The 11,974-nt window shown below is 47.8% G+C and carries 12 protein-coding genes; all 12 read left to right on the forward strand.

The window, feature by feature from the left end; translation table 11 throughout:
• The first annotated feature begins 1 nt into the window (after position 1).
• The 12 genes from rsmG (at position 2) to glmS (ending at position 11,734) form a co-directional block, all read left to right on the forward strand.
• Positions 2-628, forward strand: coding sequence for a 16S rRNA (guanine(527)-N(7))-methyltransferase RsmG (rsmG, locus tag AYY16_RS16170; protein ID WP_067369308.1), 627 nt, complete (start codon positions 2-4; stop codon positions 626-628).
• Between the two features lie 604 nt (positions 629-1,232).
• Complete coding sequence (gene atpI / locus AYY16_RS16175; protein ID WP_067368983.1) at positions 1,233-1,610, forward strand: F0F1 ATP synthase subunit I; 378 nt, start codon at positions 1,233-1,235, stop codon at positions 1,608-1,610.
• A gap of 30 nt (positions 1,611-1,640) precedes the next feature.
• The gene (gene atpB, locus AYY16_RS16180; RefSeq protein ID WP_067368988.1) at positions 1,641-2,465 is read left to right on the forward strand and encodes a F0F1 ATP synthase subunit A; all 825 of its coding nucleotides are present in this window, start codon (positions 1,641-1,643) and stop codon (positions 2,463-2,465) included.
• Between the two features lie 51 nt (positions 2,466-2,516).
• Positions 2,517-2,756 carry a F0F1 ATP synthase subunit C gene (atpE, locus tag AYY16_RS16185; protein WP_000429386.1) on the forward strand — a complete coding sequence of 80 codons (240 nt, stop codon included), beginning with the start codon at positions 2,517-2,519 and terminating at the stop codon, positions 2,754-2,756.
• Positions 2,757-2,814: 58 nt separating this feature from the next.
• Positions 2,815-3,285 carry a F0F1 ATP synthase subunit B gene (gene atpF, locus AYY16_RS16190; protein ID WP_067368990.1) on the forward strand — a complete coding sequence of 157 codons (471 nt, stop codon included), beginning with the start codon at positions 2,815-2,817 and terminating at the stop codon, positions 3,283-3,285.
• A gap of 12 nt (positions 3,286-3,297) precedes the next feature.
• The gene (atpH, locus tag AYY16_RS16195; protein ID WP_067368993.1) at positions 3,298-3,831 is read left to right on the forward strand and encodes a F0F1 ATP synthase subunit delta; all 534 of its coding nucleotides are present in this window, start codon (positions 3,298-3,300) and stop codon (positions 3,829-3,831) included.
• A 14-nt stretch (positions 3,832-3,845) separates the two neighbouring features.
• A complete protein-coding gene (gene atpA / locus AYY16_RS16200) occupies positions 3,846-5,387 on the forward strand; it encodes a F0F1 ATP synthase subunit alpha (protein WP_067368995.1) in 1,542 nt (513 codons plus the stop codon).
• Positions 5,388-5,440: 53 nt separating this feature from the next.
• A complete protein-coding gene (gene atpG / locus AYY16_RS16205; RefSeq protein WP_067368998.1) occupies positions 5,441-6,304 on the forward strand; it encodes a F0F1 ATP synthase subunit gamma in 864 nt (287 codons plus the stop codon).
• Between the two features lie 34 nt (positions 6,305-6,338).
• Positions 6,339-7,721 carry a F0F1 ATP synthase subunit beta gene (gene atpD / locus AYY16_RS16210; RefSeq protein WP_067369001.1) on the forward strand — a complete coding sequence of 461 codons (1,383 nt, stop codon included), beginning with the start codon at positions 6,339-6,341 and terminating at the stop codon, positions 7,719-7,721.
• 21 nt (positions 7,722-7,742) lie between these two features.
• Complete coding sequence (locus tag AYY16_RS16215; protein ID WP_004236731.1) at positions 7,743-8,168, forward strand: F0F1 ATP synthase subunit epsilon; 426 nt, start codon at positions 7,743-7,745, stop codon at positions 8,166-8,168.
• A gap of 128 nt (positions 8,169-8,296) precedes the next feature.
• The gene (gene glmU / locus AYY16_RS16220) at positions 8,297-9,670 is read left to right on the forward strand and encodes a bifunctional UDP-N-acetylglucosamine diphosphorylase/glucosamine-1-phosphate N-acetyltransferase GlmU (protein WP_067369004.1); all 1,374 of its coding nucleotides are present in this window, start codon (positions 8,297-8,299) and stop codon (positions 9,668-9,670) included.
• A gap of 234 nt (positions 9,671-9,904) precedes the next feature.
• Positions 9,905-11,734, forward strand: coding sequence for a glutamine--fructose-6-phosphate transaminase (isomerizing) (glmS, locus tag AYY16_RS16225; protein WP_067369008.1), 1,830 nt, complete (start codon positions 9,905-9,907; stop codon positions 11,732-11,734).
• Positions 11,735-11,974 lie beyond the last annotated feature (240 nt).

An 11,974-nucleotide genomic window follows, 5' to 3' on the forward strand; every position in this document is an offset into this window, starting at 1 on the left:
GATGAATGATTTACACCAACAATTATCTGCGTTGCTGCGCAGCGCGGATATCCAGCTGACCGATCAGCAAAAGCAGCAACTGGTCGGCTATGTGGATATGCTTCACAAGTGGAACAAAGCCTACAATCTGACATCGGTACGCCAGCCGGAACAGATGCTGGTGCGCCATATCATGGACAGCATCGTTGTTAATCCGCACCTGACCGGCAGCCGGTTTATTGATGTCGGTACAGGGGCTGGTCTGCCGGGTGTTCCGCTGGCGATTGTCCGCCCCGATGCGCATTTTGTCCTGCTGGACAGCCTGGGTAAGCGCATACGCTTTCTCAAGCAGGTTCAGCATGAGCTGGGGCTGACAAACATCGAACCGGTTCAGTGCCGTGCTGAAGAGTATCAGGGCGAACTGTTTGACGGGGTCATCAGCCGGGCATTTGCCTCGCTGGACGATATGCTCAAATGGTGCCGGCATTTATCTGCGACAGATAACGGACGATTTTTTGCACTGAAAGGAAATGTTCCGCAGGAGGAACTGACCCGGTTACCTGAAGGTATTTCTCTGGTGAATGTGGAGAAATTATCGGTTCCGCAACTTGATGAACAACGCCATCTGGTGATTCTTAAAGCAAATTGAGTTTGCTGTACATCAAAAAATTGAAATATATTTAAGGGGTCGGAGTCAGCGCATTTTCTGCACCACCCCTTTATTTTTATCGGTTTGAAAATAAAATGCGTAACGGTGACGTTACAAAGTGACAACCGGTGGCAGAGTAAATATTGGTCTGTTTTTATACCGAAAAAATGATAGCAGACAAATTTTCCCGATAATCTATTTTTTCAAAAAAAATTATTTAATTTAAAATTAATCTGTAAATATCAGATTGCCATTTAAATATTTAATTAACCTTTTGATTGGTATTACTATTTTAACCACCGTTAATCGCTATAAAATGTTAATTCAACTAATGTATTTTATGTTATGTGATTTTTATCACGTTTCAAAAATGAGTTGCGCATCGTATTCTGAGGTAAGGTAGACTCTCTTTTTTTATACGATTTGTGGTGGATGCAGAGAAATTAATTTTTTTATTCACTTTTTTCGCTACTTATTGATTGAAAACAATCTGACTGCCCGTATAATTTGCACGTTTTTGTCTCTTGACACTCTCGCGCAAAGGCAGTTTTATACATCATCAGTAAGCCTGACTCTAAAGGTGCATACGGGGAAAATAAATGTCATGTCTGTCTCCCTTTTTAACGGAAAATTGACTAAAAAACTGTTATTTTTGCAGTTTATGACGTTTGTTGTACTTAGTGCGCTTTTTTGCATAAAAAGTATCGAATGGGGTGCTTCCGCGCTGGCCGGGGGAGTTGCTGCATGGATACCGAATGCGATTTTTCTGCTGATTAGTAACCGGCAGAAAGCGCATGAGGAATTGCAGTCGTACCGGATTGCATGGTTTTTTGTACTGGGGGAAGGGTTTAAAGTTATCTTAGCGATAGCGATACTGATGGTTGCTTTAGGAGTGTTTAAAGCGGCAGTTGTACCACTTGTACTGACCTATTTAGCGGTGCTTTTTGTGCAGATTATTGCACCGGCCGTGCTAAGCCGTTAGCGGTTTTAACAACAAAGGGTAAGAGGCATCATGTCTGCATCAGGAGAAAGTTTAACCACAAAAGAGTATATCGGTGGACACCTGAATAACCTTCAGCTGGACCTGAATACTTTCGAGTTGGTCAATCCCCATGCGAACGTTACTCCATCGTTTTGGACGCTGAACATTGACTCCCTTTTCTTCTCAGTCATATTAGGTATTTTATTTTTATGGCTTTTCAGAAGAGTGGCAAAGAAAGCGACAAGTGGCGTTCCCGGGAAATTTCAGACTGCGGTAGAAATGCTTATCGGCTTCGTTGATGGCAACGTACGTGATATGTATCACGGCAAGAGCAAGGTTATTGCACCTCTCGCATTAACTGTGTTCGTGTGGGTGCTATTGATGAACGCACTGGACTTATTACCAATCGATTTCATTCCGTATATCGGTGAACACATCCTCGGTTTACCTGCTCTGCGTATCGTTCCGACCGCAGATGTAAGTATCACACTGTCGATGGCGATTGGTGTATTCGTTCTTATCCTCTTTTACAGCATCAAGATGAAAGGCGTGAAAGGATTTGCTAAAGAGCTGACATTACAGCCCTTTAACCATCCGATTTTCATTCCGGTCAACCTGATTCTGGAAGGGGTAAGCCTGCTATCAAAACCGGTATCACTCGGTCTCCGACTGTTTGGTAACATGTATGCAGGTGAGCTGATCTTCATTCTTATTGCAGGTCTGCTACCGTGGTGGTCACAGTGGTTACTGAGCCTTCCGTGGGCTATTTTCCACATACTGATTATTACGTTACAAGCCTTTATCTTTATGGTTCTGACGATTGTCTATCTGTCGATGGCGTCTGAAGAGCACTAATTTTTATTATCAATAAACTGTGATTTAACTGAAACAAACTTGGAGACTGTCATGGAAAACCTGAATATGGATCTGCTGTACATGGCTGCCGCTGTAATGATGGGCCTGGCGGCTATCGGTGCTGCGATCGGTATCGGCATCCTCGGTGGGAAATTTTTGGAAGGTGCTGCTCGTCAGCCTGATTTAATCCCTCTGCTGCGTACGCAGTTCTTCATCGTAATGGGTCTGGTTGATGCCATCCCGATGATCGCTGTGGGTCTGGGCTTGTATGTAATGTTTGCGGTCGCGTAGTGACGCGGCTTCACCCTGATATTTACATCAACTCAATTAACAAAAGAGGTATTGTGCTGTGAATCTTAACGCAACAATCCTCGGCCAGGCCATCGCGTTTGTCCTGTTTGTTTTGTTCTGTATGAAGTTTGTATGGCCACCGATTATGGCGGCCATTGAAAAGCGTCAAAAAGAAATTGCTGACGGTTTATCTTCCGCAGAACGTGCTAAAAAGGACCTGGACTTAGCGCAAGCCAATGCGACCGACCAAATGAAAAAAGCGAAAGCGGAAGCATCTGCCCTCATCGATCAAGCGAATAAACAACGCGCTCAGATTATCGATGAAGCAAAAGCAGAAGCGGAAGTTGAGCGTAGCAAAATCGTTGCTCAGGCACAGGCGGAAATTGACGCCGAACGCAAACGGGCACGGGAAGAGTTACGCAAGCAGGTCGCCATTTTAGCTGTCGCGGGTGCCGAGAAAATTATTGAACGTACCGTGGATGAAGCTGCTAACAGCGACATCGTTGATAAACTTGTCGCTGAACTGTAAGGAGGATGGGGCATGTCTGAAATCGTTACTGTAGCTCGCCCCTACGCCAAAGCAGCTTTTGACTTTGCTGTGGAAAGCCGGGCCGTTGAAAAATGGCAGGACATGCTTTCGTTCACCGCTGAAGTGGCGCGCAATGAGCAGATCGAAGATCTGATTTCCGGTTCGTTTGCACCGGAAACCCTGGCTCAGGCGTTCATCACTGTATGCGGTGATCAAATCGATGAGCATGTTCAGAACCTGGTTCGTATCATGGCTGAGAACGGGCGCTTAGTGACCCTGCCGGAAGTTTGCCGTCAGTTCGCATCACTGCGGGCTGCGCTGGAGTCAACTGTTGAAGTTGAAGTAACTTCAGCCGCTGAGCTCAATGAACAGCAGCTGGCGAAAATTTCTGCAGCGATGGAAAAACGTCTGTCACGCAAAGTTAAGCTGAATTGCAAAATTGATAAGTCTGTTATCGCGGGGTTTGTATTGCGAGCAGGTGACCTTGTCATCGACAACAGCATTCGCAATCGACTCGAGCGTTTAGCCGACGTCTTGCAGTCTTAAGGGGACTGGAGCATATGCAACTGAATTCCACCGAAATCAGCGAACTGATCAAGCAGCGCATTGCTCAGTTCAATGTTGTGAGCGAGGCTCACAACGAAGGTACGATTGTTTCCGTCAATGACGGTATCATTCGTGTCCACGGTTTAGCCGAGGTTATGCAGGGTGAGATGATCTCTCTGCCGGGTAACCGTTATGCAATTGCACTGAACTTAGAGCGTGACTCTGTTGGTGCGGTTGTTATGGGTCCGTATGCCGACTTAGCAGAAGGCATGAAAGTTAAGTGTACCGGTCGTATCCTGGAAGTTCCTGTTGGCCGTGGTCTGTTAGGCCGCGTGGTTAACACTCTGGGTGAACCTATTGATGGTAAAGGTCCGGTTGACAATGATGGGTTCTCACCTATTGAGGTTATCGCACCGGGTGTTATCGAGCGTCAGTCTGTTGATCAGCCTGTACAAACCGGTTACAAATCTGTCGATGCGATGATTCCTATCGGCCGTGGTCAGCGTGAGCTGATCATCGGTGACCGTCAGACGGGTAAAACCGCACTGGCAATCGATGCAATCATCAATCAGCGTGATTCTGAAATCAAATGTATTTACGTTGCGATTGGTCAGAAAGCATCCACTATTGCAAACGTTGTCCGCAAATTAGAAGAACACAATGCCCTGGCTAACACTATTGTTGTCGTGGCGAGTGCGTCTGAATCTGCGGCACTGCAATATCTGGCTCCGTATTCTGGTTGTGCGATGGGCGAATACTTCCGTGACCGCGGTGAAGATGCGTTAATCATTTATGATGACTTATCTAAACAGGCTGTTGCTTACCGTCAGATTTCCCTGCTGCTGCGCCGTCCACCGGGACGTGAAGCATACCCGGGTGACGTTTTCTACCTGCACTCCCGTCTTCTGGAGCGTGCTGCGCGTGTAAACGCAGAATATGTGGAAGCGTACACGAAAGGTGAAGTGAAAGGTCGGACAGGGTCACTGACTGCACTGCCTATCATTGAAACTCAGGGCGGAGATGTTTCTGCGTTCGTTCCGACGAACGTTATCTCTATCACTGATGGTCAGATCTTCCTGGAGTCGAGCCTGTTCAACGCCGGTATCCGTCCTGCGGTTAACCCGGGGATCTCTGTATCCCGTGTGGGTGGTGCTGCACAGACTAAGATCATGAAAAAACTGTCCGGGGGTATCCGTACCGCTCTGGCACAGTATCGTGAACTGGCGGCGTTCTCACAGTTCGCATCTGACCTTGATGATGCAACCCGTAAACAACTTGACCACGGTCAGAAAGTTACCGAGTTGCTCAAGCAGAAACAGTACGCACCAATGTCAGTGGCACAACAGTCTCTGTCACTGTATGCCGCTGAGCGTGGTTACCTGGAAGACATCGAATTATCTAAAGTCGTGCCGTTTGAAGCAGCACTGATTGGCTATGCCATGCGTGAACATGCTGATCTTCTTAAAGAAATCGACCAGACGGGTAGCTATAACGATGATATCGAAGCGAAGTTGAAAAACGTCCTCGATACCTTCAAGGCAACTCAGTCCTGGTAATACTAAACGGTCTGTGTGAACAACGCAGGCCGTCTGGTTCATGAGGAGAGCAAATGGCCGGCGCAAAAGAGATACGTTCGAAGATCGCCAGCGTACAAAATACGCAGAAGATCACAAAAGCGATGGAGATGGTCGCGGCGTCCAAAATGCGTAAAACGCAGGACCGGATGGCGGCCAGCCGTCCTTATGCAGAGACCATCCGCAGTGTGATTGGTCACATTGCATTAGGTAATCTGGAATACAAACATCCATACCTCGAAGAGCGTGAGGTTAAACGTGTCGGGTACCTGGTTGTTTCTACCGACCGTGGTTTGTGTGGTGGCCTGAACATTAACCTGTTCAAAAAGCTGATTGTTGAGATGAAAGGTTGGGCTGACAAAGGTGTTCAGACTGATCTGGCTCTTATCGGGTCAAAAGCAGCGTCATTCTTTTCCGCAGTGGGTGGGAATGTGGTTGCTCAGGTTAACGGCATGGGTGATGAACCCTCGCTGGCTGACCTTATCGGCTCAGTAAAAATCATGCTTCAGGCTTACGACGAAGGTCGTCTGGACAAGCTGTATATTGTAACTAACCGGTTTGTGAATACGATGTCCCAGGCTCCGACTATTGTTCAGGTATTGCCATTGCCGCCGAGCGATGATGAAACCCTGAAGAAAAAGAGCTGGGATTATATTTACGAACCTGATCCTAAAGCGTTACTGGATTCCTTATTACGGCGCTACATCGAAGCGCTGGTATACCAGGGCGTGGTGGAGAACCTGGCCAGTGAGCAGGCCGCCCGTATGGTTGCAATGAAATCTGCAACGGATAACGGCGGTAACATGATCAAAGAGCTGAATTTAGTTTACAACAAAGCGCGTCAGGCAAGCATCACACAGGAGCTCACCGAGATTGTTTCCGGTGCTGCCGCGGTTTAACAGCTAGGTTTACGAATTACGCAGAGGATTCAAGATGGCTACTGGAAAAATCATCCAGGTTATCGGCGCCGTTGTGGACGCCGAATTTCCTCAGGATGCGGTACCGAAAGTGTACGACGCGCTTGAGGTTATGAATGGTAAAGAAAAGCTGGTGCTGGAAGTTCAGCAGCAGTTAGGCGGTGGTGTTGTCCGTTGTATCGCAATGGGTACATCTGACGGCCTGAGCCGTAACCTGGTCGTAACCGATTTAGGTCACCCGATTGAAGTACCGGTTGGTGTGAAAACCTTAGGACGTATCATGAACGTTCTGGGTGAACCTATCGATATGAAAGGTGAAATCGGCGCAGAAGAAAACTGGTCTATTCACCGTGCGGCACCTACTTATGAAGAACTGTCCAGCTCCCAGGAGTTGTTAGAGACAGGGATCAAAGTAATGGATCTGATTTGCCCGTTTGCAAAAGGCGGTAAAGTCGGTCTGTTCGGTGGTGCGGGTGTGGGTAAAACCGTAAACATGATGGAGCTTATCCGTAACATCGCGATTGAGCACTCCGGTTACTCTGTATTTGCAGGGGTCGGTGAGCGTACTCGTGAGGGTAACGACTTCTATCATGAAATGACCGATTCAAACGTTCTGGACAAAGTATCACTTGTGTACGGCCAGATGAACGAGCCACCGGGAAACCGTCTGCGCGTAGCACTGACCGGTCTGACCATGGCGGAAAAATTCCGTGATGAAGGCCGCGACGTACTGCTGTTCGTTGATAACATCTACCGTTATACACTGGCCGGTACAGAGGTATCTGCACTGTTAGGCCGTATGCCTTCAGCGGTAGGTTACCAGCCGACTCTGGCGGAAGAAATGGGTATTCTTCAGGAACGTATCACATCGACCAAAACAGGCTCTATCACGTCTGTACAGGCCGTTTACGTCCCTGCGGATGACTTAACTGACCCATCTCCTGCAACCACGTTCGCCCACCTGGATGCGACCGTTGTTCTGAGTCGTCAGATTGCGTCACTGGGTATCTACCCTGCGGTAGATCCTCTGGATTCCACCAGCCGTCAGCTTGACCCGCTTGTTGTTGGTCAGGAGCACTATGATGTGGCTCGTGGCGTGCAGTCAATTCTCCAGCGTTATCAGGAACTGAAAGATATCATCGCAATCCTCGGGATGGATGAGCTGTCAGAAGAAGATAAACTGGTTGTTGCCCGCGCCCGTAAAATCCAGCGCTTCCTTTCTCAGCCGTTCTTCGTGGCAGAAGTCTTCACTGGTTCACCAGGTAAGTTCGTTTCCCTTAAAGACACCATCCGTGGCTTTAAAGGTATTCTGGAAGGTGATTACGATCATCTGCCGGAACAAGCGTTCTACATGGTGGGTACCATTGAAGAAGCCGTGGAAAAAGCGAAGAAGATTTAATCCGGTTGACAGGAGGCTGATATGTCTGCAATGACGTTTCACCTGACGGTAGTAAGTGCCGAAAAACAACTGTTTAAGGGCTTAGTCCAGAAGATTCAGGTGACAGGCAGTGAAGGTGAGCTGGGTATTTACCCGATGCATACCCCGCTGCTGACTGCCATAAAACCGGGCATGGTACGGATTGTTAAGCAATTTGGCGAAGAAGAACTGATTTATCTCTCCGGCGGTATGCTGGAAGTTCAGCCAAATGGCGTTATCGTACTTGCGGACACGGCTATCCGTGCAAACGATCTGGATGCAGCGCTGGCGATGGAATCAAAACGCCGCGCAGAAGAAAACATCCGGAAAGCACATGGTGACGTGGATTATGCTCAGGCATCAGCCGAACTGGCCAAAGCAATTGCAAAATTACGTGTAATTGACGAATTAGCCAAGAAGATGATGTAACGGCAGTAAAAAAAATGAAAGCCAGTCAGCATCCCGCTGACTGGCTTTTTTGCGTTGCGAAATATGTGGTATTTTTTTGTGTAAACAGGTTTACTTGGCACTCTAAAAGAGGAGCGATCAGATTTCTTATGTCAACGAATGCTAAAAGTGTAGTGATTCTCGCTGCGGGTAAAGGCACCCGTATGTATTCCAATTTGCCGAAGGTGTTACATCACCTGGCGGGCAAACCAATGGTTCAGCATGTTATTGATACAGCACTGTCATTGGGCGCGCAGAATGTACATCTGGTTTACGGACACGGCGGAGATCTGCTGCAAAATACGCTGTCGGATCAGAATCTGAACTGGGTTTTACAGGCTGAACAGCTGGGAACCGGGCATGCCATGCAGCAGGCGGCACCTCACTTTGCGGATGATGAAAATATTCTGATGCTGTACGGCGATGTCCCGCTTATCGCCAAAGAGACTCTGGCGCGCCTGATGACGGTAAAACCAGAAGGCGGCATTGGTTTGCTGACAGTTATTCTGGATAACCCGTCAGGTTACGGTCGAATCATTCGTGAAAATGGTCAGGTCACCGGGATTATCGAACAAAAAGATGCTACTGATGATCAGCTGAAAATCAATGAGATCAACACCGGTATTTTGGTTGCTAATGGTGGTGATCTCAAACGCTGGCTGGCAAAACTGAACAATAACAATGCGCAGGGTGAATTTTATATCACGGATATTATCGCGATTGCGCACCAGGAAGGTCGTCGTATTGAGACGGCACATCCGGAAAAACTGAGTGAAATGGAAGGCGTGAATAACCGTCTTCAGCTCGCCGCACTTGAGCGCATTTATCAGCGTGAACAGGCGGATCGTCTGTTACTTGAAGGTGTGATGATCTTAGATCCGGCTCGTTTTGATCTGCGCGGCACACTGACTCACGGCAAAGATATCACGATTGATGTGAATGTGATTATCGAGGGCAATGTTACCCTGGGTGATAATGTTGTGATCGGTGCCGGTTGTGTGCTGAAAGATTGCGCCATCGGCGATGGCTCGGTAATCAGTCCATATTCGGTCATTGAATCCTCTGAAATGGCACGCGATTGCTCTGTCGGTCCGTTTGCGCGTTTGCGTCCGGGTTCTGTTCTGGCGGATAAAGCGCATGTCGGTAACTTTGTTGAGATGAAGAAAGCGACACTCGGTGAAGGCTCCAAAGCCGGGCATCTCAGCTATTTAGGCGATGCTGAGATTGGCAGCAATGTGAATATCGGCGCAGGAACCATCACCTGTAATTATGATGGTGCGAATAAATTTAAAACGGTTATTGGTGACGATGTCTTTGTCGGATCTGATACCCAACTGGTGGCACCGGTCACAATCGGAAAGGGTGCAACTGTCGGCGCAGGAACAACGGTAACCAAAAATGTGGGTGACAATGAGCTGGTGATAAGCCGGGTCAGACAAACACAGATTGCCGGCTGGAAACGCCCGGAAAAGATTAAGAAGTAAGAAATATTAAGAAGTAATATACCCAACGTCATTCAAGATGCAGGCAGGCGGCAAGGGAAGATAGACGGGGAGCATACATCAGTATGTGACCCGGCTGGCTGACCGCGGCCAACGAACCTGCGGTTTGAATGAATAAGGGGATAATAATAATAACCCCGTATCTACATAGCCCGGGGACACGGCAAAGCCGTAAAACAATCAGGCCGGACATCGTCAAATCAGGAATGTACAACTATGTGTGGAATTGTTGGTGCAGTAGCACAACGTGATATCGCAGAAATTCTGTTAGAAGGGCTTCGTCGTCTGGAATACCGTGGTTATGACTCTGCGGGAATGGCAATTGTGGACAGCGACGGAAAACTGACACGGTTACGTGAAGTCGGCAAAGTCAGAATGCTGGCGGAAGAAGCAGAAAAAGCCGCTGTTACAGGCGGAACCGGTATCGCGCACACACGCTGGGCAACACATGGCGAACCTCTGGAGCGCAATGCACACCCGCATGTCTCCGGAAATATTGCGGTTGTTCACAACGGTATTATTGAAAACTACAGTGAATTACGTGAAATACTGAAAGGCCGCGGCTATCAGTTTACATCTGATACTGATACTGAAGTGATTGCTCACCTCGTCAATTGGGAGCAATCACAAGGCGGCACACTGCGTGAAGCTGTACAGCGCGCTATACCGCAACTGCGCGGTGCGTACGGTACTGTCATCATGGATTCACGCACTCCTGAGCTGTTGGTTGCTGCCCGTTCAGGCAGCCCGCTGGTGGTTGGTCTGGGGGTGGGTGAAAACTTCCTGGCATCCGATCAACTGGCACTTTTGCCGGTAACCCGCCGCTTTATCTACCTTGAAGAAGGGGATATTGTTGAAATCACCCGCCGCGATGTGTCTGTTTTTGACAAAAACGGTGATGCAATCGAACGGGACGTTATCGAGTCCAATGTTCAGTACGATGCCGGTGATAAAGGTATTTACCGTCATTACATGCAGAAAGAGATTTATGAGCAGCCGCTGGCCATCAAAAACACGATGGAAGGGCGTCTGCACAACGATACGATTGAGTTCAGTGAACTGGATGAAAAAGCCCGCGAAATACTGTCCGGTATCGAACATATCCAGATTATTGCCTGTGGTACATCATTCAATGCCGGAATGGTATCCCGTTACTGGTTTGAAGCGCTGGCAGGAATTGCGTGTGATGTGGAAATCGCGTCTGAATTCCGCTATCGCAAACCAGCCTGTCGTAAGAACAGCCTGCTAATCACCATTTCACAGTCCGGTGAAACAGCGGATACCCTGGCTGCTCTGCGTCTGGGTAAAGAACTGGGCTATCTGACGTCGCTGGCTATCTGTAACGTCGCCGGTTCATCTCTGGTACGTGAGTCAGACTTTGCGGTGATGACTAAAGCCGGAACTGAAATTGGTGTGGCATCAACAAAAGCATTCACAACACAACTTACCGTGTTACTGATGCTGGTGGCGTATCTGGGTCGTCTGAAAGGAAAAGGTGAGGCGCTGGAGCACAGTATTGTTACGGCGCTGCATGCATTACCGAGCCGTATTGAAAGCATGTTGTCTCAGGATAAAGTGATTGAGCAACTGGCGGAAGATTTCTCCGATAAAAGCCATGCACTGTTCCTTGGTCGCGGGGATCAGTTCCCGATCGCGGTTGAAGGCGCACTGAAACTGAAAGAGATCTCTTATATCCACGCAGAAGCCTATGCCGCCGGAGAATTAAAACACGGTCCGCTGGCACTGATTGATGCTGATATGCCGGTCATTATCATCGCACCGAATAATGAATTACTGGAAAAGCTGAAATCCAATATTGAAGAAGTGCGCGCCCGTGGCGGTTTACTGTATGTTTTTGCAGATAAAGACGCCGGTTTCAGCAACAGTGAGAATATGAAAATTATTCCGCTGCCGTATGTGGAAGAGCTGATCGCACCTATTTTCTATACCATCCCGTTACAGCTGCTCTCCTACCACGTTGCCTTAATCAAGGGTACGGATGTGGATCAGCCCCGTAATCTGGCGAAATCAGTCACAGTAGAATAAATAACAATATGCTTTAGTTTCAACTGACTAAATCAATACATCAGTAGCCCGGTAGTGCTGTCTGTCAGACATGCATTCCGGGCTATTTTTTTGTGAATTTTTCAATTGTTAAGAAAAACAACATAATTAGTTGGTTTATTATTATATTTATAGGCCAGATGTGATTAGGTTCACTGATTAATGAGCAATAGAAATTGAAATATCATGGGTAATAATCAATTATATAGAAAGTAAAAGAAA

This window comes from Morganella psychrotolerans, from assembly GCF_001676155.1.
Lineage (GTDB): Bacteria > Pseudomonadota > Gammaproteobacteria > Enterobacterales > Enterobacteriaceae > Morganella > Morganella psychrotolerans.

What these genes read in the sequence shown, in the direction of transcription:
- rsmG (WP_067369308.1), top strand. Translation starts at nt 2, where the DNA reads ATGAATGATTTACACCAACAATTATCTGCGTTGCTGCGCAGCGCGGAT.
- atpI (WP_067368983.1), top strand. Translation starts at nt 1,233, where the DNA reads ATGTCTGTCTCCCTTTTTAACGGAAAATTGACTAAAAAACTGTTATTT.
- atpB (WP_067368988.1), top strand. Translation starts at nt 1,641, where the DNA reads ATGTCTGCATCAGGAGAAAGTTTAACCACAAAAGAGTATATCGGTGGA.
- atpE (WP_000429386.1), top strand. Translation starts at nt 2,517, where the DNA reads ATGGAAAACCTGAATATGGATCTGCTGTACATGGCTGCCGCTGTAATG.
- atpH (WP_067368993.1), top strand. Translation starts at nt 3,298, where the DNA reads ATGTCTGAAATCGTTACTGTAGCTCGCCCCTACGCCAAAGCAGCTTTT.
- atpA (WP_067368995.1), top strand. Translation starts at nt 3,846, where the DNA reads ATGCAACTGAATTCCACCGAAATCAGCGAACTGATCAAGCAGCGCATT.
- atpG (WP_067368998.1), top strand. Translation starts at nt 5,441, where the DNA reads ATGGCCGGCGCAAAAGAGATACGTTCGAAGATCGCCAGCGTACAAAAT.
- atpD (WP_067369001.1), top strand. Translation starts at nt 6,339, where the DNA reads ATGGCTACTGGAAAAATCATCCAGGTTATCGGCGCCGTTGTGGACGCC.
- AYY16_RS16215 (WP_004236731.1), top strand. Translation starts at nt 7,743, where the DNA reads ATGTCTGCAATGACGTTTCACCTGACGGTAGTAAGTGCCGAAAAACAA.
- glmU (WP_067369004.1), top strand. Translation starts at nt 8,297, where the DNA reads ATGTCAACGAATGCTAAAAGTGTAGTGATTCTCGCTGCGGGTAAAGGC.
- glmS (WP_067369008.1), top strand. Translation starts at nt 9,905, where the DNA reads ATGTGTGGAATTGTTGGTGCAGTAGCACAACGTGATATCGCAGAAATT.